Consider the following 20,022-nt stretch of genomic DNA (forward strand, 5'->3'; position numbering starts at 1 on the left):
CATTCGCCCGGCGGATGGGGAGCGCCTTGAGACGAGGATATTTTGAGCCGACACATCTCGACCCTGAATCTGCATCTGGAGCCCGCCGACAACCAGCGCCTTGCCAGCCTGTGCGGCCCCTTCGATGACAACATCAAGCAGCTGGAGCGCCGCCTCGGCGTCGAGATCAGCTACCGTGACAGCCACTTCCAGTTGGTGGGCAAACCGGCCCAGCTGGATGCCGCCGCCGTCATCCTCAAGCACCTCTATGTGGAAACCCAGCCCCTCAAGGGTGGCAAGGTGACCGATATCACTCCCGATATGGTCCATCTGGCCATTCAGGAGTCGCGGGTGCTGGAGCAGGATGACGAACCGGCGCCTAGCATCCCCTATGGCAAGGAGGTGACGGTCAAGACCAAGCGCGGTCTCATCAAACCACGCAGCCCAAATCAGGCCCAGTACATCGCCAATATCGTGCGCCACGACATCTGCTTCGGCATCGGCCCGGCCGGTACCGGCAAGACCTATCTGGCGGTCGCGGCAGCCGTGGATGCGCTGGAGCGTCAGGAGATCCGCCGCATTCTGCTGACCCGTCCGGCGGTGGAAGCGGGTGAGAAACTGGGCTTCCTGCCCGGAGATCTCTCCCAGAAGGTGGATCCTTACCTGCGCCCGCTCTACGACGCCCTGTTCGAGATGCTGGGCTTTGAGCGGGTCGAGAAGCTGATGGAGCGCAACATCATCGAAGTGGCGCCGCTCGCCTATATGCGCGGAAGAACCCTCAATGACGCCTTTATCATTCTCGATGAGGCCCAGAACACCACCACCGAGCAGATGAAGATGTTCCTGACCCGGATCGGCTTCAACTCCAAGGCTGTGGTCACCGGTGACATCACCCAGGTAGATCTGCCGCGCAACGCCAAATCCGGCCTGCGCCACGCGCTGGAAGTGCTGCCAGGGGTCGATGGTCTGTCGTTCAACTTCTTCGAATCCAAAGACGTGGTGCGCCACCCGGTGGTGGCCCGCATCGTGCAGGCCTATGAGGCGTTCGACGCCAAACAGGCAGCCGAGAAGGTGGCCGGCCAAACAAACGCCAGCAAAGAGAGTGAGCAATGAGCGTAACCCTGGATCTGCAGCTGGCCAGTGCCAGCACTGACGGCCTGCCCACCGAAGCCCAGCTGCAAGGCTGGCTCGACGGCACCATTCTCGGCTTCCAGCAGGAGGCAGAAGTGACGGTGCGCATCGTCGACGAGGCGGAGAGCAACGAACTCAACCTCACCTATCGCGGCAAGGACAAGCCCACCAACGTGCTCTCCTTCCCGTTCGAGGCGCCACCCGGTCTGGAGCTGCCGCTGCTCGGCGATCTGGTGATCTGCCGTCAGGTGGTAGAGCGCGAGGCCGAGGAGCAGAACAAGCCCCTGATGGCCCACTGGGCCCACATGGTTGTGCACGGCAGTCTGCATCTGCTAGGTTATGACCATATCGAGGATGAGGAAGCCGAAGAGATGGAAGCGCTTGAGCGCGACATCATGCAGGAGCTCGGTTTTGCCGATCCTTATCTGAACGACGAAGAGTAAAACGCCGGACGGTCATCGTCTTGAAACAGCAGATGACCATCCTTATATAACCCGAACTATTTCAAGTGTGTTCATACGAGTAACCAAGAGAGAAAATGACCGACGATCACCCTAGTACCGGCTCGCCGAAGAAAACCTGGCTCGACAAACTCAGCCAACTCTTCCAGGGCGAGCCAAAAGACCGCAATGATTTGGTAGACGTGATAGCCGATGCCGAAGAGCGCGACCTCATCGATCAGGACACCAAGGACATGATCGAGGGGGTGCTGGAGATCGCCGATCTTCGCGTGCGCGATATCATGATCCCCCGCTCCCAGATGGTGACCATCGAGAAGTCCCAACCGGTAGATGCAATCCTGCCGGTGATCATCGAGTCCGGCCACTCCCGCTTCCCGGTGATCAACGAGGACAAGGATCATGTGGAGGGCATTCTGCTCGCCAAGGATCTGCTCCCCTTCGGGTTTGGCGGCCATCACGCCAGCGAGCCGCTGCAGCTCGAGAAAATCTTGCGCCCCACGGTGATCGTGCCGGAAAGCAAACGGGTTGACCGTCTGCTCAAGGAGTTCCGTGAAGAGCGCTACCACATGGCCATCGTGGTCGACGAATTTGGTGGCGTCTCCGGTCTGGTGACCATTGAAGACATTCTCGAGCTTATCGTCGGCGAGATAGATGACGAATTCGATGACATCGAGGATGAGCCGGACGAGATCCGCCGCATCAGCAAACGGGTCTTCTCGGTTAGTGCCCTTACCGAGATCGAGGATTTCAACGACTTCTTCGGCACCCAGTTCAGCGATGAAGAGGTGGATACTGTGGGTGGTCTGGTGATGCACGCCTTCAGTCATCTGCCCAAGAAGGGCGAGGAGATCGAGCTGGACGGCTACCTGTTCAAGGTGATGCATGCCGACCGGCGTCGTCTGCAGCAGTTGCAGGTGAAGATCCCCGAGCACCACGCGGCGGCGCAATCCGAGCCGCAATAAGCCGATCCGCTCAATGTGTGAAACAACGCCCCGACCTCGGGGCGTTGTGCTCTCTGCCACCGGCATCGAGGCTCGCCGTTGCCCCGCTTACAGGTTAAGATACCGGCCATTCGACCCAGTTGCAGACCAAGACGAGCACCATCGCCCGTGAGATTATCCCCCGTTACGTCCAAAATCCTGTTGAGCCTCGGCGCACTGGCCAGTGGTGCCATCGCTATATTGGCTTTCTCTCCCTTTGGCTACTGGCCGCTGGTGCTCCCCTCCCTGCTGGGCCTCTACGCCCTGCTGGACAAAGCCACGCCAAAGCAGGCCGCCTGGCGTGGCTTTGGCTATGCCATGGGACTCTTTTTACCTGGCCTGTGGTGGATCCACGTCAGCATGACTGAATTTGGCGGCATCCCGCTGCCGATGGCCTTCGTACTGCTGGCCGGGCTCTCCGCCTATCTGGCGCTCTACCCGACGCTCGCCTGCTGGGTTTTCGCCCGCTTCTTTGGCGGCCGTCACTGGAGCCGCTGGCTGCTCGCCTTCCCGGCACTCTGGCTGCTGGCGGACTGGCTGCGTGGCTGGGTAATGACCGGCTTCCCTTGGCTCTGGTTTGGCTACAGCCAGATCGACGGCCCGCTCAGGGGCTTCGCCCCAATCCTTGGGGTGCAGGGCATCACCCTCGCCCTGTTGCTCTCTGCCTCCGCCATCTGGCAGGTGTGGAAATCCCGCTCCCCGCTCTGGCTGGCAGTGCCCGCTCTGCTGGTAGCCGGTGCCCACGGTCTGATGCAGCTCAGCTGGGTCACCCGTGGCGAGCCGGTCAAGGTGGCGCTGGTTCAGGGCAATATCGCCCAGTCCCTCAAGTGGGATCCGGAGGCGCTAGTGCCGACGGTGCGCAAATATCAGGATCTCAGCCGCGAGAATCAGGATGCCGACATTATCATCTGGCCGGAGTCGGCCATCCCGGCCATCGAGAAGGAGATGGGGCCCTATCTGGAGAATCTGGACAAGGCGATGAAGGTGAACAACACCGGTCTGCTGGCGGGGATCATTCACTATGATTTCGAGCAAAGACGATTCTTCAATACCGTACTCGGCATGGGGGTGCAGGATGCGGATGGCAAGGAGTCCTACTTCTACGGGCACCCCAACCGTTACAACAAGTACCACCTGCTGCCCATCGGCGAGTTCGTGCCGTTTGAAGATCTGCTGCGCCCCATCGCCCCCTTCTTCAACCTGCCGATGTCCTCTTTCAGCCGGGGTGACGAAGTACAGCCGAATCTGATCGCCAAGGGGCTCAAGTTCGCCGCCGCCATCTGCTACGAGATCATCTTCCCGGAGGAGGTGCGCCGCAACGTCAATGCCGATACCGATTTCCTGCTGACCGTCTCCAACGATGCCTGGTTTGGCACCAGCATAGGCCCCTGGCAACATATGGAGATCGCCCGGATGCGCGCACTGGAGCTGGCTCGTCCGCTGCTGCGCGACACCAACACCGGCATCACTATCGTGACCGAGATCGATGGCAGCATCATCGGCCAGATCCCGCAGTTTGAAGCGGGCGTGCTGCGCAGCGAAGTGCGTCCCGCCCACGGCGAGACCCCCTACATGCGCTTTGGCAGCTGGCCCCTCTACGGCCTGACCGTGCTGCTGCTGGGTCTGGCGCTGGCGCTGCGCCCCAAGGCACACCCCTGGGCACGCGAGCTGTAATGGCCATCCGCCATCCCTGATAAACAATGAGGCGCCCGCAGGCGCCTCGTTTTTTTCATCTCCAATCAAAGCGATATACCGGAGAAGGACATAAAACCGAGGGACATCAACCCCGCCACGATAAAGGTGATGCCGATGCCCCGCAGCCCCTCGGGGACATCGGCGTATTTCAGCTTCTGGCGCAAACCGGCCATGGCGACAATAGCCAGCAGCCAGCCAAGCCCGGAGCCTGCGCTGTAGACCAGCGACTCGGCAAAATCGTAATCCCGCTGCGCCATAAACATCACCCCGCCAAAGATGGCGCAGTGCACCGTCAACAGAGGCAGATAGATGCCGAGCGCCTGATAGAGGCTTGGGAAGTACTTGTCGAGCAGCATCTCCATCACCTGCACCAACGCCGCCAACACCCCGATGTAGATGATGTAATCGAGAAATCCCAGATCGAATTCCCCGAAAAAGGTACTGCCTGCCCGCAAGATATGGCGGTAAATCAAGTTGTTGAGGGGAATGGCGATAACCATCACCACCAGGATCGTCATGCCAAGGCCAAAGGCGGTGTTGATGTTCTTCGAGACGGCCAGAAAGGTACACATCCCCAGAAAGAAGGCCAGGGCGAGGTTTTCGACAAAGATTGAGTGAATAAACAGGTTGAGGTAGTAGTCCATAGGTGTGCTCACCAGGTGTTTGCGCAAAGAGAAAGTCTGCCTCTGGCCAATGGCCAGCAGCATGGACGACACAACAGAAAGCGCGGACGCAGCACCAGACGATAGAGCGCAGGCAGCAGGTATCAGCCTGCCCGTCAGTCAATCAGGAGCGTTACAAACCGAGTGAAAAGGTGGATGGGCGCCCGCCAGCAGGGTGGGCTAGTCGCCGTGACAGAAACGATATTGCAGGTGGCGACAGCGCAGCAGCCGTCGGTGCAAATAACCGAAGTAGACCGGGAGCTGCCTGACATAGAGAAGAGGGAGAACCAGTAGCAGACCGCAGAGCAAGCCGAGGATATCGTGCTGGAACCAGGCCAGCACCATCTGATAGCGCTCGGAATGAGTGGCCCCTTCGAGTCGCCGCCCCGGCTCGAAGCCGAGTCGCCACTGGGAGGCAGGAGGAAGGCCGACACTGTTGACCAATCCCGGATCGGATTGCTCATGCAACTGCATCGAGACCTTCTGCCTGACCGACGCCTGATGAGGTGTTGCAGTGACCCCTACCGCAGCGAAAGCGGCAAACCACAGCAGGCTGGCGATAGCGAGGACCATCGCCCAGGTCGATAGTCGGCCAAAAGGCAGCAAAGAGTCAGTCCCGTTCAAACAACAAAATGATGCGGGGATGAATGTATCACAACGCCTCTTTTTCTTGAATTTGAAACCGTACTAACTGACGTAAAACGATACTAAAAACCCTCTTTCTAAGAAAGCCAGCAATTAAATACCAACATAACAAGGCGGTAGAGTCACCCCCGGGCCCACAGTAAAACGGCCACCCGAGGGTGGCCGTTGTCAGCGATGTCAACGATCAGAGCAGCAATGCTACCTGCTCAGAGACCGGCCGCCTCCAGATGCTCCACCAGCAGCTGCACACTGCGGTTGCCGCGCCACTCGTTGACGTCAAGCCGGTAGACAAGCCGCACCCGCTTGACCGAGGCATCGGGCCAGCGCTTGATATCGACGCCGAAGGCGATGGCATCCACCGCGTGGCCAGAATCGGTAGTCAGCATCATCTTGAGGTGCTTCTCCCCCACCAGCCGCTGCTGCACTAGCACGAATTCGCCGTCAAACAGCGGCTCGGGGAAGGCCTGACCCCAGGGGCCGGAGGCGCGAATAAGCTCCGCCAGCTCGAGAGTGAGCTCGTCCGGCAGCAGCTCTCCATCGGTGAGCAGCACCCCGGTCAAGAGCTCCGGCGTCACCAGCTCGCTGATGACCGCCTCAAAGGCCCGCCCGAACGCTTCGATATTGGCCTTGGGCAGGGTCAGCCCCGCCGCCATGGCGTGGCCGCCAAACTTGCCCATCAGCCCCGGGTGGCGGGTGTCGAGCAGTTCCAGCGCATCGCGCAGATGCACCCCGGGGATGGAGCGGCCAGAGCCCTTGAGCTCGCTCTCGCTGCTCTCGGCAAACGCGATGACCGGGCGGTAGTACTTCTCCTTCACCTTGGAGGCCACCAGCCCCACCACCCCCTGATGCCACTCGTTGCGGTGCAGCACTATGCCCGACGGCACCTCGCCATCGCGAAACCGGATCTGCTCCAGGGTAGCGAGGGCCTCCTGCTGCATCCCCTGCTCGATCTCCTTGCGCTCCTGATTGAGGCTGTCCATCTCGGCCGCAAGCTGGCGCGCCAGATTGAGATCATCGCAAAGCAGACAGGCGACCCCGAGGGACATGTCATCGAGGCGCCCTACTGCATTGAGGCGTGGCCCCAGTGCAAAACCGAGGTCGGAGGCAGTGAGGCGACGACCATCGCGGCCCGACACATCCACCAGCGCCTGAATGCCGGGGCGACAGCGCCCGGCCCGGATCCGCTGCAACCCCTGATGGACCAGAATGCGGTTGTTGCCATCGAGGGCCACCACGTCGGCGACCGTGCCGAGGGCCACCAGATCGAGGTAATCCGCCACATTGGGGGCGCGCAACCCTTGCCGTTCGTACCAGCCGAGCTGACGCAGATGGGTGTTGAGGGCCGCCATCAGGTAGAAGGCTACCCCCACCCCGGCCAGGGACTTGGAGGGAAAATCGCAACCGCGCTGGTTCGGGTTGACGATGGCATCGGCATCAGGCAGCTCCTGACCCGGCAAATGGTGATCGGTAACCAGTACCTGCATTCCGGCCACCTTGGCCGCCGCCACCCCGGCGATGCTGGAGATGCCGTTATCCACCGTGATCAGGAACTCGGCGCCGCGGGCCACCGCCAGCTCGACGATCTCGGGGGTGAGGCCATAACCGAACTCGAAGCGGTTGGGCACCAGAAAATCGATATGGCGCCCCCCCATGGCGCGCAGGGCCAGCACACACAGCGCCGAGCTGGTGGCGCCGTCGCAGTCGAAGTCGCCGACGATAAGGATCCGTTTCTGGGTAGTCAGGGCATCCGCCAGCAGAGGCACCGCACGCTCCATCCCATAGAGGCGCTGGGGAGGCAGCAACTGGCTGGCGCTGCGCTCGAGCAGAGCGGGATCCTCTACGCCACGGCTGGCGAAGATTTGGCGAAGCAGGGGGTGCAGGGTGGCGGGGAGATGGGAATCATCAACTCGCGGACGACGACGGATTTGCAGGGGCATCAATGTGATCCAGTATCTTGAGCAGTTGTTCCGGGCTCTGGTAGCCCCTTACCAGATCTCCATCAGAGGAGACCCAGGCAGGCAGTACCTTGACCCCCAACCACTGGCTCAGGCCAATATTCTCGATAAGGGTCTCACTACATTCCTTTTGAGGCAAATAGGCTTTGAAGGGATCATTCTGTAGCAGGGGATCCTTGCACCAGTGGGAAGCCTGTCCTGCATGTTCAATCACGGGGTAGAGCTCGACACTGACCCCGGACGCCTGCAGATGTTGCAGCGTGCCGGACAGCTGGCGACGAGCGGCATCCTGCTCACCGAAAAAGAGCGCAACCCGATGACGCTCATTACTGGCCTGGAGCACGACCGGTGTATGGGTCACCTGGGACAAGCCCAGTCGACGCTGCTCGCGCATGCCCGAGATGGTGAGGTTCTTCATGTTATGAGTCATATCCAGCATGACCCCCTGCACCACATAGTTCCCCTTGGCATCGCTGTAGAGCACCCCTTGTGAAGTGCCCAGCATATAGAGCCCGGGAATGGGGGTCTGTTCCACCAGATAAACAGAGACCCCTAACCGGGCGGTAATGGTCTGTTTCAAGGTTTGGGTATCCATCCCCGCTCTGGCAGCAAATGTGCACAAAAGCATCATTCCCAGTAGTAAATACTTCACTTGTTTACTCACGTGGTATGAATGAATCGACCCAGCAAACTACAGCAGCGCAGCTCATCATTCAACCAGCTAATTATCAAAAAATTAATATCACTTTGTACCAAAAAAATGGTTCTCCCCGATTGCCAAGGACTCATAACGCCCGCAAGCTAGTCAGGACGACAGGAATAACGCAGCTTAGCCTCTGTTTTTCCTGACAATAGTTCACCCTTTGGCCAGGGTAATCAACGCGCTATCTTGTTTAATTTCGGAGGAAATAATGAGTCTGATTCAAGAGTTCAAAGCCTTTGCCGCCCGCGGCAACGTCATCGACATGGCCGTCGGTATCATCATCGGTGCCGCCTTCGGCAAAATTGTCTCCTCTTTTGTCGGTGACGTGATCATGCCGCCCATCGGCCTGATCCTGGGCGGCGTGGACTTCAGCGACCTGGCGGTCACCTTGAAGGCTGCAGAAGGGACAACACCCGCCGTGGTCATCGCCTATGGCAAGTTCATCCAGACCATCATCGACTTTCTGATCATATCTTTCGCCATCTTCATGGGACTGAAGGCCATCAACACCCTCAAGAAAAAGCAGGAAGAGGAAGCCGCCGCCCCGGCAGGCCCGACCAAGGATCAGGAGCTGCTGACCGAGATCCGTGATCTGCTGAAATCCCAGCAAGGGAAATAAGCGCCATCTCCTGTCGTGTAGAGATAAAAAAACCGCCTGCTGGCGGTTTTTTGTTTTTGGGAGGTCAGCCACTCAGGCTCTGGGGTGGTGCTCCCCGTGCAGCGCCTTGAGACGCTCGTTGGCCACATGGGTGTAGATCTGGGTGGTGGAGAGATCCGCATGGCCCAGCAGCATCTGTACCACCCGCAGGTCGGCGCCGTGGTTGAGCAGATGGGTGGCAAAGGCGTGGCGTAAAGTGTGAGGGGATAGCTCGCCGTTAATCCCGGCCCGCAGGGCATAGAGCTTGATGCGATGCCAGAAGGTCTGGCGGGTCATCATACGAGCCTGCTTGGAGGGAAATACCACGTCCGAGCTGGTGCCTCCCAGCAGCAGGGTACGGGCCTCACGGTAGTAACGCTCCAACCAGTACATCGCCTCCTCGCCCATCGGCACCAACCGCTCCTTGTTGCCCTTGCCCACCACACGCACCAAACCCTGACGCAGGCTGACATGCTCGGCGGTGAGCCCTACCAGCTCGGAAACCCGCAGCCCGGTAGCGTAGAGCAGCTCCAGCATCGCCTTGTCCCGCAGCTCCAGCGGGTCATCCACCAGCGGCGCACTCAGTAGAGCTTCCACTTCCGTTTCGCTTAAATCTGAGGGGAGTTTTTTCGGCAGCTTGGGCCCCTCCAGCAACACGGTCGGATCATCGCTGCGCAGCTTCTCACGGTTGAGATACTGATAGAAACGGCGCAGGGACGAGAGAAAGCGGGCGGTGCTGCTGGCCGCAAACTGGTGATCGACCCGCCAGGCGAGGTAGTGCTGGATCTCGTCCATCCCCGCCAGCAGCAGCGAGCACCCCTGCTCGTCGAGCCAGAGGGAGAACTTCTCCAGATCGCTGCGATAGGAGCTGACCGTGTTGTCAGACAATCCCCGCTCCAGCCAGAGGGCGTCGAGGAAGGGTTCAATCAGGGGATGGGGGTCAGGCTTGCTCATGGTGCGCTGCAATCAGGGGATCAATGGCCCATTGTAACGCGCCAACTCCTTGGAAAGACAAGGCACTTTCATTGGAAAGATAAGGCGCGTTTGCCACGCCCCTTACCGAGCGGTGAAGGTCGAATGGCAATCTGCTAGACTGGCGCCCTCCCCTTACGTTACCCATCGTGTTGCCAACATGGCGCTGCCCACACGAGCATGCGAGAACGCGCCAAAAGCAAGCGAGAAAGCGCCAACAGAGAGAAGAGCGATGAAGATTGGTCTGTTTTACGGTTCCACCACCTGCTACACCGAGATGGCAGCCGAGAAGATCCGCGCCCTCATCGGCCCCGAGCTGGTGGATATTCACAATATCAAGGATGTCTCCCTGCGCCGGATGGAGGATTACGAGATCCTGATCCTCGGCATCTCCACCTGGGATTTTGGCGAACTGCAGGAGGACTGGGAGTCCCGCTGGGAAGATATCACCGATCTCCATCTGGAGGGACGCATCGTCGCCCTGTTTGGCCTCGGCGATCAGCTCGGTTATGGCGAATGGTTCCAGGACGCCCTCGGCATGCTGCACGATCAGCTGGTGCCAAAAGGGGTCAAGCTGGTGGGCTACTGGCCCAACGAAGGGTACGAATTCGATGCCTCCAAGGCACTGATCGACGATGGCCGTCACTTCGTCGGGCTGGCGCTGGACGATGCCAATCAGTATGACCAGACCGATCCGCGCATCGAGCAGTGGGTCGAACAGATCCTGAGCGAAATCCACGCCCTGCTCTGATCTTTTTCACTCATCTCAAGGCGGCCACTCCCTGTGGATGTGGCCGCCCGGGCGCAGTTATCGCACCGGTTTTCTCAATCGGTATCATCGCATGACGCTATAGCGACTTTTTTGTGCTGGTCTGCAACAATGGACTCGACATCCCATAACAATCAGAGCCGGATGTCGGAAGCAAACGGACAGACCAGAAAAGGATATTCTATGACCCCATTCTCCCTGTTGGCCCCCGCCATCGCCCGTGACGTGCTCGATCACGCGCTGGCACTGGGTGCCGATTTCGCCGAGCTGTTTGTCGAGCGCAAGCGCCGCAGCCAGCTCAGCCTGCTCTCCAGCCAGATAGAGAACATCAGCGGTGGCCTCGATTTCGGCATCGGCGTGCGCCTCTGTTACGGCCACAAGGTGCTCTACGGCTACACCAACCAAGCCAGCCGCGACGAGCTGCTGCGCATCGTCACCCTGCTGGCGGCCAAAGACCGCCGCGACCCCGTGGTGACCGCCACCGCCTTCGATTTCACCCGCCTGAGCGATCGCAACCCGGTGGCCCTGCCCTTGTCGGTAGACAAGCTGCTGGAGCAGAAGATCGCCTATCTGCACGCCATGGATGCGGTGGCCCGTGCCGAGAGCAGCAAGGTGAGCCAGTTCTCCGGCAACGTGCTGGGCTGGGAGCAGGAGGTGGAGATCTTCAACAGCGAAGGGGTGCAAGTCGCCGATCGCCGCCACTACAACCGCATCATGGCCCAGACCATCGCCATGGAAGGGAGCGAGCAGAGCGTCGGTTACGAGGCCCCCGGCGCCCTGATGGGGTGGGAGCATGCCGATCGCATCGATCCGCGCGATCTGGCGCTCACTGCCACCCGTCAGGCACTGGTGAAACTGGGGGCGGCCCCCTGTCCGAGCGGCACCCTGCCGGTCATCATGGAGAACGGCTTTGGCGGCGTCATCTTCCACGAGGCGTGCGGCCACCTGCTGGAGACCACTTCGGTAGCCAAGAAGGCCTCGGTGTTCCACGACAAGATGGGCCAGCTTATCGCCAATCCGGTGGTCAATGCGGTGGATGAAGGCTTGCAGAGCAACGCCTGGGGCTCCATCAACGTCGATGACGAGGGGATGGCGACCCAGCATACCCAGCTCATCAAGGACGGGGTACTGACCGGCTTTCTGGTGGACAGAATGGGCGCCCTCAAGACGGGTTACGCCCGCACCGGCTCGGGGCGGCGCGAATCCTACAAGTACGCCCCCACCTCGCGCATGCGCAACACCTATATCGAGCCGGGCAACCACAGCCTCGACGATATGCTGGCCACGGTAGAGCACGGCATCTACGCCAAGAAGATGGGGGGCGGCTCGGTACAGCCCGGCACCGGCGAGTTCAACTTCAATGTGCAGGAGGCCTACCTCATCGAGCACGGCAAAATCACCAAACCGCTCAAGTCGGCCACCCTGATCGGCACTGGCCCGCAGGTGCTGAAAGAGATCTCCATGGTGGGCCGCAATCTGGCACTGGCCGCCGGCATGTGCGGCTCGGTCTCGGGCTCGGTCCCCACCTCGGTGGGCCAGCCGGCGCTGAAAGTGGACAATATTCTGGTGGGAGGGAACGCCTGATGAGCCAGCTCGACATGAACCAACTGCTCACCCGCCTGCTCGACAAGGTGGCCGACCTCAACGCCGAGGCAGACATCATCGCCAATCAGGAGAAGGCCTTCTCCCTCAAGGCAGACAAGGGCGAGCTGGGTGAATACAAGGTCACCAGCAGCCAGCAGCTCGGCATTCGCCTGATCAAAGAGGGTCGGGTCGGCATCGCCTACTCGGAATCCCTCGATGAGCTGGCTCTGGATGCAATGCTGCAAGATGCGCTCGATGCCAGCCGCTTTGCCAAGGTGGATGCGGATCAGCGCATCTCGGTGGCCAATAGCCGGATCACCACAGATTGCGCCGAGATCAACCAGCCCGATACCACGCCGGTTGAGGAGAAGATCGCTCTGGCCCTGCGTCTGGAATCTGACATGCTGGCCATGCCCGATGTGAGCGGCGCCCCCTACAACAGCTTCTTTGAAGGGGAGAACCAGATCTGGCTCGCCAACAGTCAGGGCACCCTCTGCCAGCACGGCGAGTTCAACGTCGGCTGCTACACCTCGGCGCTGGTGGAACGGGATGGCCGCCAGTCGATGCACTCGCAGGGCCAGTATGGCCGTCGCTTCGACGAGCTCGATAGCCAGCGACTCATCGAGCAAATCTACGCCATCGCCGATGGCCTGCTGCCCGGTGAAGCTGTGCCGAGCGGTCGCTACAGCGTCATCTTCAGTACCAACTGCTTTGCCAGCCTGTTTGGCTGCTTTCAGGGCGTGCTGTCGGGCAAGTGGGCCCAGCAGGGGATCAACCCCTGGCGCAGCAAGGTCGGCCAGAGCGTGGCGTCACGCTGGCTCACTGTGGAGAGCAGGGTCTATATGCCGGGCGGCATGAACATCAAGGCGTTTGATGGCGAGGGGGCGGCCACTTCGGATCTGCTGCTGATTGGCGAAGGGGAGCTGAAAACCCTGCTCCACAACAGCGCCACCGCCCGCCACTTTGGCGTCGCCAGCAACGGCTCGGCCGCTCGCGGTGCCCGCAGCGCCCTCGATGTGACCGCTCGCCATCTGGTGTTTGGCGCGGGCCCCCACTGCGAAGCGGAAGTGCAAAGCGGCGACTATCTGGAGCTGGTCAAGCTGGACGGTCTGCATTCCGGTGCCGATGCGGTGAGCGGTGACTTCTCCTTTGGCGCGTCGGGTTTCCTCTGCCGCGATGGGGTGCGACTGCAGCCGGTGCGCGGCATCACGGTAGCAGGCAACTTCTACCGCCTGCTGGGCGAGCTGGAAGCGGTCGGTGACACCATGCACCACAACGACAGCAAGGGCTTCTACGCCCCGCTTATCCGTTTTGGTGGCCTCTCCGTCGCGGGCAAGTAAACGTCCCGACGAAACCTGCAAGTAAGAAAAAGGCGCCTGATGGCGCCTTTTTGCTCGTTATCTCGTCCACATTGATGGCATGACTCAGGGCGAGAGCGGCTCGCGATGATACTCGGCGCAGCCGCATTCGGGGCAAGTATCGAGCTGCTGGGGATGCAGCACGGTATGGCGCCAGCCACACTGGTCGCACACCATGACCCCGAGCCCCACCCAGTCACCCGCTTCGTAAACACCCTTATGCTCCAGCTCGTCGGCCAGCTCCCGCCACTCCACCTGGGCGCGGTCGGTCACATCCGCCAGCCAGGACCAGGCGGTGTCTTTGAGGGCCAACATAAAAGCAGACTCTTCCACCTGCGCACTATCGTCATGGCGCCCCTCGTCATAGTTGCCCAGATCCCGCTTCACGTACTCGGCGATGAGCGCCAGTTCGTCCTGAGTGAGGTCGCTGGCCGCCTCCAGATAGGCCTGCACCTTGGCAATCATCCGGTTGAGGCGCTCCCCCTGGAACTCTTCTGTCTCTTGCCACTGTTTTTGCAGCTCGGCAATGAAGGCTTCGTACCCTTTTTGACGTTTGTCCATGGCTCTAACTCCTCTACTAAACCCTGATCTGGCCCGGCTTAAGGCCCAAGGGACGCTGGCGGTTGTTGCCGCCGCAGGATATGGGTATTCTATTGCGATTTCCCAGCTGATTTATCTATTCATTTCACAGATCCGGATGTCACCAATGCAAGAGCAATACGTTCCCCAATCAATCGAACCAGCAGTGCAAAAGCACTGGGATGCCAAGAAAACCTTCAAGGCCGTGGAGAAGGTAGACAAGGAGAAGTTCTACTGCCTGTCCATGTTCCCCTATCCGTCTGGTCGACTACACATGGGGCACGTTCGTAACTACACCATAGGTGATGTGATCTCCCGTTATCAACGCCTCAATGGCAAGAACGTGCTGCAACCCATAGGTTGGGATGCATTCGGTCTGCCGGCCGAGAACGCAGCGATCAAAAACAATACCGCGCCGGCGCCCTGGACCTACGAAAACATCGAATACATGAAGAACCAGCTGAAGATGCTGGGTCTGGGTTATGACTGGGATCGTGAAATCGCCACCTGCAAACCAGATTACTACCGCTGGGAGCAGTGGTTCTTCACCAAGCTCTACGAGAAGGGTCTGGTCTACAAGAAGACCTCTTCCGTCAACTGGTGCCCGAACGACATGACAGTGCTGGCCAACGAACAGGTGGTCGACAACTGCTGCTGGCGCTGTGACACCCCGGTGGAACAGAAAGAGATCCCCCAGTGGTTCATCAAGATCACCGACTACGCCGAAGAGCTGCTCAACGACATCGACAATCTGGAAGGCTGGCCGGAAATGGTCAAGACCATGCAGCGCAACTGGATTGGCTGCTCCGAAGGGGTCAACATCAGCTTCGCCATCGAGGGTCAGGCTGAGCAGCTGGAGGTCTACACCACCCGTCCGGACACCTTCATGGGCGTCACCTATGTCGGTATCGCCGCCGGTCACCCGCTGGCGCTGCAAGCAGCCCAGAACAATCCGGAGCTGGCCGCCTTTATCGAAGAGTGCAAGAACACCAAGGTAGCCGAAGCCGAGCTGGCCACCATGGAGAAGAAGGGCATGGCCACCGGCCTCTATGCCATTCACCCGCTGGATGGCCGCAAGGTACCGGTCTGGGTCGCCAACTTCGTGCTGATGAACTACGGCACCGGCGCCGTGATGGCAGTTCCGGCCCACGATCAGCGTGACTTCGAATTCGCCACCAAATATGGCCTCGACATCAAGGCTGTCATCAAACCGGTTGATGGCGACGTCGACGTGAGCGAAGCGGCTTATACCGAGAAGGGCGTGCTGTTCAACTCCGGCGAGTTTGACGGTCTCGACTTCCAGGGCGCCTTCGATGCCATCGCCAGCAAGCTGGAAGGGCTCGGCAAGGGCAAGCGCACCGTCAATTACCGCCTGCGTGACTGGGGTGTCTCTCGTCAGCGCTACTGGGGTGCCCCCATCCCGATGCTGACCCTAGCTGACGGTACCGTAGTGCCGACGCCGGAAGACCAGCTGCCGGTGCTGCTGCCGGAAGATGTGGTGATGGATGGTATCCAGAGCCCGATCAAAGCCGATGCCGAGTGGGCCAAGACCACCTACAACGGTCAGGAAGCGTTCCGCGAGACCGATACCTTCGACACCTTTATGGAGTCCTCCTGGTACTACGCGCGCTACTGCTCGCCAGACTACGACAAGGGCATGCTGGATCCGGCTGCTGCCAACCACTGGCTGCCGGTGGATCAGTACATCGGCGGTATCGAGCACGCCTGTATGCACCTGCTCTACGCCCGCTTCTTCCACAAGCTGCTGCGTGACGCCGGTCTGGTCAACAGCGATGAGCCGTTCAAGCGTCTGCTCTGCCAGGGCATGGTGCTGGCCGACGCCTTCTACTACAAAGACGAGAAGGGCGGCAACGTCTGGGTCAGCCCGACTGACGTCAAGGTAGAGCGTGACGAGAAGGGTCGCATCACCAAGGCCATCGACAACGAAGGTCGTGAGGTAATGCACTCCGGCATGACCAAGATGTCCAAGTCCAAGAACAACGGCATCGACCCGCAGCTGATGGTCGAGCGTTACGGCGCCGATACCGTCCGTCTGTTCATGATGTTCGCCTCTCCGGCCGAGATGACACTGGAGTGGTCCGACTCCGGCGTAGAGGGTGCCCAGCGCTTCCTGCGTCGCCTGTGGCGCGTCACCTTCGAACACGTTTCCGGTGGCGCCGTTGCCGCACTCGATGTCGCTGCTCTCACCAACGAGCAGAAAGCGGTACGCCGTGAACTGCACAAGACCATCGCCAAGGTAAGCGATGACGTGGGTCGCCGTCAGACCTTCAACACCGCCATCGCCGCCATCATGGAGCTGATGAACAATCTGGCCAAGCTCGGCTCCGACGAGCAGGACCGCGCCCTGATGCAGGAAGCGCTGGAAGCCGTGGTGGTCATGCTCTACCCCATCACCCCGCACATCGGCTTCGAGCTGTGGAAGATGCTGGGCAAGGGCGACGACATCGATCACGCAGCCTGGCCGGTGGCCGATGAAGCGGCCATGGTCGAGACCGAGAAGCTGGTGGTGGTGCAGATCAACGGCAAGATGCGCGGCAAACTGACCGTACCGGCCGAGATCAGCCAAGCTGATGTCGAGAAGCTGGCGATGGCCGATGCCTCCGTACAGAAGTTCACCGACGGTCTGACCGTGCGCAAGGTGATCTATGTACCTGGCAAGCTGCTCAACATTGTCGCTAACTGATCGGTCGCCAACGAGCGTTGCCAATCTGTGACAGCAAACGGATGATAACGGCGGGCCCTGCGCCCGCCGCTTTCCCTTAATGCAAAGAGGATTTTCTATGGGCACCATCTTCACCCGCTGGATGGCCATCGTGCTGGCAGGTCTGCTGCTGCAAGGCTGCGGCTTTCACATGCGCGGCAACGGCATTCCGAGCGAGCTGATGACCATGAAGGTCGTGGGCGACAACAAGAGCGACTTCTACCGGATGGTCACCACCCGCCTGAAGGCCTCTGGCGTGACCCTGGCCGACAAGGAGGGCATTCCGGTGCTCACTCTGGGCGGCGTAGGCAGCACCAGTCAGGTCGCCTCGGTCAACGCGCTGGGGACGGACACCGAATATGTGCTGGGCTTTGGTACCCAGTTCACCATCTCGGTACCGGGCAAGCCGACTCAGGTCTTCCCCATCAACTTCAACCGCAGCTTCCTCAACAAGCCGGATGCAGCGCTCGCCTCTTCTCGTGAGCAGGAGCAGCTCAACCGCGAGATGCAGGAGCAGGCGGCCAATCAGGTGATCCGGCAGTTGAGTCAGGTCAGCTTCTGATGCGGATTTACCCGGAACAATTTGGTGACCACCTCAAAGCAGGGCTTCGGCCCTGCTATCTCGTTTTTGGCGACGAGCCCCTGTTGCGACTGGAGGCCATCGATGCCATCCGTCAGGTCGCCCGCAAGCAGGGTTTCGATGAGCGCCACACCTTCGTGGTAGAACAGGGGCTGGACTGGAATCAGGTCTACGATGCCTGTCAGGCCATGAGCCTCTTCTCCGCCCGCCAGATCATCGAGCTGGAGCTGCCCGCCAAGGTGGACAAGGATCTCGCTGCCCGCATCAGCGAAATTGGCAAGCAGCTTCATCCCGACCTGCTGCTGGTGCTGAGTGGCGGTCGCCTCAACCAGACCCAGATGAAGGCAGCCTGGTTCGACAAGCTCTACCAGATTGGCACCTATGTGCCGGTCAACCATCCGGAGCCCAAGTTCTTCCCGCGCTGGATGAGCGCCCGTTTTGCGCGTTTCGGCCTCAAGGCGCTGCCGGATGCCATCAACTTCATGTGCCACTCCTACGAGGGCAACCTGCTGGCCGCCAGCCAGGAGATCGAGAAGCTGACCCTGCTCTCGCCGCCCCAGCCCATCAGCGTCACCTATCTGCAAGAGACCATTATCCGCCACGCCCACTTCACCCCGTTCCAGCTGGTCGATACCCTGCTGGAGGGCAAGGTGAACCGGGCCCAGCGCATTCTGGCCGCCCTGCGGGCCGAAGGCACCGAGCCGGGGATGCTGGCCTGGACCCTCTGCCGCGAGCTGGAGCAGCTGACCGAGCTGTCGTTGGCGATGCGCAACGGCCAGCCGCTGGGTGAGCACTTCAGCCGCCTGCGCATCTGGCAGAGCCGCCAGCAGCTCATTCAGCAAGCACTGACCCGCCTGCCGTTTGCCAAGTTGCAGCAACTGTGGCAGCTGATGGCCCAGCTGGACGATGCCCAGCGCCGCTTCGATACCGAACAGGCGTGGCTGATGCTGCAGACCATTGCCCTCGGCTTTCGTGATGGCACCCCGCTGCCGCTGGTGATGGAGAGTGCGCCATGCTGAAGGCGCCTGTCGGTTTGCTTGGCGGCACCTTCGACCCTATCCATATCGGTCATCTTCGCCCGGCCATCGAGGCGCGCGATGCCCTCGGGCTGGCCGAAATGCGGCTGATCCCGAACCATATCCCGCCCCACCGTGACAATCCGTTCTGCTCCAGCGAACAGCGCCTTGCCATGGTCAAACTGGCGGCGGCGGAGAACCACCACTTTGTGGTAGATGAGCGGGAGCTGAGACGGGACAAGCCCTCTTACACCATCGATACCCTGATCGAGCTGCGTCGTGAACTGCCCGATACGCCGCTCTGTTTTCTGATGGGGATGGATTCCCTGCTGAGCCTGCCAAGCTGGCACCGCTGGCAGGAGCTGCTCGACTATGCCCATCTGGTGGTGAGCGTACGGCCGGGCTGGCAACCGGATTATCCGGCCGAGGTGGCGCAGTTGCTGGCGCTCCAGCACACCACGGATGCCAACGCGCTGCATCTGCGTCTGTCCGGCCATATCTGGCTGGCGGACAACCAGCCCATCGAACTGTCAGCCACCCGACTGCGGGCCTTGCTGGATGCGGGACAAGACACCCGCTACCTCTTGCCCGAGTCGGTTGCGCACTATATTGATCAACAGGGGCTCTACCGCGCCAACCGCCGCTAGCCTCTGTCGTAATCCCGCCTCACCCGATGGGAAACGGGAGTGACCATGATATAATCCGCCGCCCTGACGCAAACGCTGCGCGCCGGAATACAGGAGAGACTCATTGCAAGGCCAAGAATTGCATGCCTTTATCATCGACAAGATCGATGACATGAAAGGCCGCGACATCATCACCCTCGATGTACGCGGCAAATCCAGCATTACTGACACCATGATCATCTGTTCCGGCAACTCCAGTCGTCACGTCAGCGCCATTGCCCACCATCTGGCCAGCGAAGCCCGCCACGCGGGTCTGGATCTGCTGAGCGTGGAAGGACAACTGAGCGGTGAATGGGTGCTGGTAGATATGGGCTCGGTGATCGTGCATGTGATGCAGGATGAACATCGTGACTTCTACCAACTGGAAAAGCTGTGGAGCGGTGCCGCTCAAATGAATACGCAATAAGAGCACAAGTGTAACGACCATGAAGATCCAGTTGATTGCGGTGGGCACCAAGATGCCCGCCTGGGTAGAGCATGGCTTCGAAGAGTATCGTCGCCGCTTCCCCAAAGACATGCCATTTGAACTCGTCGAGATTGGCGCAGGCAAACGGGGCAAAAATGCCGACATTCCGCGCATCCTGCAGAAGGAAGGGGAAGCCATGCTGGCGGCTGCGGGGCGCTCGCGCATCGTCACCCTCGACATTCCGGGCAAGCCCTGGACCACGGAGCAGTTGGCTACCCAGCTGGAGGCGTGGAAACTCGATGGCCGCGATGTCGCGCTGCTGGTAGGCGGGCCGGAAGGCTTGTCCCCCGAGTGCAAGGCTGCAGCCGAACAGAGCTGGTCACTGTCACCGCTCACCCTGCCCCATCCGCTGGTGCGGGTGCTGGTGGCAGAGAGCCTCTACCGTGCCTGGAGCATAACGACCAATCACCCTTATCACAGAGAGTGAACCATGCCGCTCCTG

Annotated in this window: 20 protein-coding genes; 14 read left to right on the plus strand and 6 right to left on the minus strand. The window is 60.3% G+C overall.

Annotated elements, in window-relative coordinates:
• Positions 1-42 precede the first annotated feature (42 nt).
• The 4 genes from G5229_RS06245 to lnt all read left to right on the plus strand — a co-directional run bounded on the left by G5229_RS06245 (position 43) and on the right by lnt (position 4,225).
• The gene (locus tag G5229_RS06245; RefSeq protein ID WP_005362369.1) at positions 43-1,092 is read left to right on the plus strand and encodes a PhoH family protein; all 1,050 of its coding nucleotides are present in this window, start codon (positions 43-45) and stop codon (positions 1,090-1,092) included.
• Complete coding sequence (ybeY, locus tag G5229_RS06250) at positions 1,089-1,553, plus strand: rRNA maturation RNase YbeY (protein WP_101529543.1); 465 nt, start codon at positions 1,089-1,091, stop codon at positions 1,551-1,553. Before G5229_RS06245 ends, ybeY begins: the two co-directional genes overlap by 4 nt.
• Positions 1,554-1,648: 95 nt before the next feature.
• The gene (corC, locus tag G5229_RS06255; protein ID WP_203118663.1) at positions 1,649-2,533 is read left to right on the plus strand and encodes a CNNM family magnesium/cobalt transport protein CorC; all 885 of its coding nucleotides are present in this window, start codon (positions 1,649-1,651) and stop codon (positions 2,531-2,533) included.
• 147 nt (positions 2,534-2,680) lie between these two features.
• Positions 2,681-4,225 carry an apolipoprotein N-acyltransferase gene (lnt, locus tag G5229_RS06260; protein WP_421208804.1) on the plus strand — a complete coding sequence of 515 codons (1,545 nt, stop codon included), beginning with the start codon at positions 2,681-2,683 and terminating at the stop codon, positions 4,223-4,225.
• 65 nt (positions 4,226-4,290) lie between these two features.
• On the opposite strand, the gene nqrE is transcribed toward lnt, so the two are convergent.
• The 4 genes from nqrE to G5229_RS06280 form a co-directional block, all read right to left on the minus strand.
• Positions 4,291-4,890: an NADH:ubiquinone reductase (Na(+)-transporting) subunit E gene (gene nqrE / locus G5229_RS06265; RefSeq protein WP_421208805.1), complete on the minus strand. Its 600-nt coding sequence runs from the start codon at positions 4,888-4,890 to the stop codon at positions 4,291-4,293.
• A gap of 198 nt (positions 4,891-5,088) precedes the next feature.
• The gene (locus G5229_RS06270; protein ID WP_254204248.1) at positions 5,089-5,481 is read right to left on the minus strand and encodes a hypothetical protein; all 393 of its coding nucleotides are present in this window, start codon (positions 5,479-5,481) and stop codon (positions 5,089-5,091) included.
• 278 nt (positions 5,482-5,759) lie between these two features.
• On the minus strand, positions 5,760-7,490 hold the full coding sequence (gene recJ, locus G5229_RS06275; protein WP_257691310.1) for a single-stranded-DNA-specific exonuclease RecJ: 1,731 nt from the start codon (positions 7,488-7,490) through the stop codon (positions 5,760-5,762).
• Entirely contained in the window at positions 7,456-8,103 is a 648-nt protein-coding gene (locus G5229_RS06280) for a disulfide isomerase DsbC N-terminal domain-containing protein (RefSeq protein ID WP_216953024.1), read from the minus strand. The genes recJ and G5229_RS06280 overlap by 35 nt, the downstream gene beginning before the upstream one ends.
• A gap of 316 nt (positions 8,104-8,419) precedes the next feature.
• Here G5229_RS06280 and mscL point away from each other — a divergent pair, with 316 nt between their 5' ends.
• Positions 8,420-8,830, plus strand: coding sequence for a large-conductance mechanosensitive channel protein MscL (gene mscL, locus G5229_RS06285; protein ID WP_042054731.1), 411 nt, complete (start codon positions 8,420-8,422; stop codon positions 8,828-8,830).
• Positions 8,831-8,902: 72 nt separating this feature from the next.
• Here mscL and xerD read toward each other — a convergent pair whose 3' ends face one another.
• The gene (xerD, locus tag G5229_RS06290; protein ID WP_421208806.1) at positions 8,903-9,802 is read right to left on the minus strand and encodes a site-specific tyrosine recombinase XerD; all 900 of its coding nucleotides are present in this window, start codon (positions 9,800-9,802) and stop codon (positions 8,903-8,905) included.
• Between the two features lie 250 nt (positions 9,803-10,052).
• On the opposite strand from xerD, the gene fldB reads away from it, so the two are divergent.
• The 3 genes from fldB (at position 10,053) to G5229_RS06305 (ending at position 13,513) form a co-directional block, all read left to right on the plus strand.
• Positions 10,053-10,571: a flavodoxin FldB gene (gene fldB / locus G5229_RS06295; protein ID WP_042082737.1), complete on the plus strand. Its 519-nt coding sequence runs from the start codon at positions 10,053-10,055 to the stop codon at positions 10,569-10,571.
• Between the two features lie 201 nt (positions 10,572-10,772).
• Positions 10,773-12,173, plus strand: coding sequence for a TldD/PmbA family protein (locus G5229_RS06300; protein WP_421208807.1), 1,401 nt, complete (start codon positions 10,773-10,775; stop codon positions 12,171-12,173).
• Positions 12,173-13,513: a TldD/PmbA family protein gene (locus G5229_RS06305; protein WP_421208808.1), complete on the plus strand. Its 1,341-nt coding sequence runs from the start codon at positions 12,173-12,175 to the stop codon at positions 13,511-13,513. Before G5229_RS06300 ends, G5229_RS06305 begins: the two co-directional genes overlap by 1 nt.
• An 84-nt stretch (positions 13,514-13,597) precedes the next feature.
• Here the strand turns inward: G5229_RS06305 and G5229_RS06310 are convergent, their stop codons facing one another.
• Complete coding sequence (locus G5229_RS06310; protein WP_005335155.1) at positions 13,598-14,092, minus strand: zinc ribbon-containing protein; 495 nt, start codon at positions 14,090-14,092, stop codon at positions 13,598-13,600.
• Between the two features lie 145 nt (positions 14,093-14,237).
• Here G5229_RS06310 and leuS point away from each other — a divergent pair, with 145 nt between their 5' ends.
• The 6 genes from leuS (at position 14,238) to rlmH (ending at position 20,007) form a co-directional block, all read left to right on the plus strand.
• Positions 14,238-16,814, plus strand: coding sequence for a leucine--tRNA ligase (gene leuS, locus G5229_RS06315; protein ID WP_421208809.1), 2,577 nt, complete (start codon positions 14,238-14,240; stop codon positions 16,812-16,814).
• Positions 16,815-16,911: 97 nt separating this feature from the next.
• Positions 16,912-17,394: an LPS assembly lipoprotein LptE gene (gene lptE, locus G5229_RS06320; protein ID WP_005335160.1), complete on the plus strand. Its 483-nt coding sequence runs from the start codon at positions 16,912-16,914 to the stop codon at positions 17,392-17,394.
• Positions 17,394-18,431, plus strand: coding sequence for a DNA polymerase III subunit delta (holA, locus tag G5229_RS06325; RefSeq protein WP_075115452.1), 1,038 nt, complete (start codon positions 17,394-17,396; stop codon positions 18,429-18,431). Before lptE ends, holA begins: the two co-directional genes overlap by 1 nt.
• Positions 18,425-19,075 (plus strand): nicotinate-nucleotide adenylyltransferase, encoded by a 651-nt coding sequence (nadD, locus tag G5229_RS06330; protein ID WP_421208810.1) that lies wholly within the window; start codon positions 18,425-18,427, stop codon positions 19,073-19,075. Before holA ends, nadD begins: the two co-directional genes overlap by 7 nt.
• Before the next feature lie 103 nt (positions 19,076-19,178).
• The gene (rsfS, locus tag G5229_RS06335) at positions 19,179-19,520 is read left to right on the plus strand and encodes a ribosome silencing factor (protein WP_005335165.1); all 342 of its coding nucleotides are present in this window, start codon (positions 19,179-19,181) and stop codon (positions 19,518-19,520) included.
• A gap of 19 nt (positions 19,521-19,539) precedes the next feature.
• Positions 19,540-20,007 carry a 23S rRNA (pseudouridine(1915)-N(3))-methyltransferase RlmH gene (gene rlmH, locus G5229_RS06340; RefSeq protein ID WP_005335166.1) on the plus strand — a complete coding sequence of 156 codons (468 nt, stop codon included), beginning with the start codon at positions 19,540-19,542 and terminating at the stop codon, positions 20,005-20,007.
• Positions 20,008-20,022: the final 15 nt, after the last annotated feature.

The organism is Aeromonas sp. 602396 (assembly GCF_049173735.1).
In the GTDB taxonomy this organism is placed as follows: Bacteria; Pseudomonadota; Gammaproteobacteria; order Enterobacterales; family Aeromonadaceae; genus Aeromonas; species Aeromonas veronii_A.

Coding starts and splice junctions, on each gene's coding strand:
- ybeY (WP_101529543.1), top strand. CDS start 1,089: ATGAGCGTAACCCTGGATCTGCAGCTGGCCAGTGCCAGCACTGACGGC.
- corC (WP_203118663.1), top strand. CDS start 1,649: ATGACCGACGATCACCCTAGTACCGGCTCGCCGAAGAAAACCTGGCTC.
- nqrE (WP_421208805.1), bottom strand. CDS start 4,890: ATGGACTACTACCTCAACCTGTTTATTCACTCAATCTTTGTCGAAAAC.
- G5229_RS06270 (WP_254204248.1), bottom strand. CDS start 5,481: ATGGTCCTCGCTATCGCCAGCCTGCTGTGGTTTGCCGCTTTCGCTGCG.
- recJ (WP_257691310.1), bottom strand. CDS start 7,490: ATGCCCCTGCAAATCCGTCGTCGTCCGCGAGTTGATGATTCCCATCTC.
- G5229_RS06280 (WP_216953024.1), bottom strand. CDS start 8,103: ATGGATACCCAAACCTTGAAACAGACCATTACCGCCCGGTTAGGGGTC.
- mscL (WP_042054731.1), top strand. CDS start 8,420: ATGAGTCTGATTCAAGAGTTCAAAGCCTTTGCCGCCCGCGGCAACGTC.
- xerD (WP_421208806.1), bottom strand. CDS start 9,802: ATGAGCAAGCCTGACCCCCATCCCCTGATTGAACCCTTCCTCGACGCC.
- fldB (WP_042082737.1), top strand. CDS start 10,053: ATGAAGATTGGTCTGTTTTACGGTTCCACCACCTGCTACACCGAGATG.
- G5229_RS06300 (WP_421208807.1), top strand. CDS start 10,773: ATGACCCCATTCTCCCTGTTGGCCCCCGCCATCGCCCGTGACGTGCTC.
- G5229_RS06305 (WP_421208808.1), top strand. CDS start 12,173: ATGAGCCAGCTCGACATGAACCAACTGCTCACCCGCCTGCTCGACAAG.
- G5229_RS06310 (WP_005335155.1), bottom strand. CDS start 14,092: ATGGACAAACGTCAAAAAGGGTACGAAGCCTTCATTGCCGAGCTGCAA.
- leuS (WP_421208809.1), top strand. CDS start 14,238: ATGCAAGAGCAATACGTTCCCCAATCAATCGAACCAGCAGTGCAAAAG.
- lptE (WP_005335160.1), top strand. CDS start 16,912: ATGGGCACCATCTTCACCCGCTGGATGGCCATCGTGCTGGCAGGTCTG.
- holA (WP_075115452.1), top strand. CDS start 17,394: ATGCGGATTTACCCGGAACAATTTGGTGACCACCTCAAAGCAGGGCTT.
- nadD (WP_421208810.1), top strand. CDS start 18,425: ATGCTGAAGGCGCCTGTCGGTTTGCTTGGCGGCACCTTCGACCCTATC.
- rlmH (WP_005335166.1), top strand. CDS start 19,540: ATGAAGATCCAGTTGATTGCGGTGGGCACCAAGATGCCCGCCTGGGTA.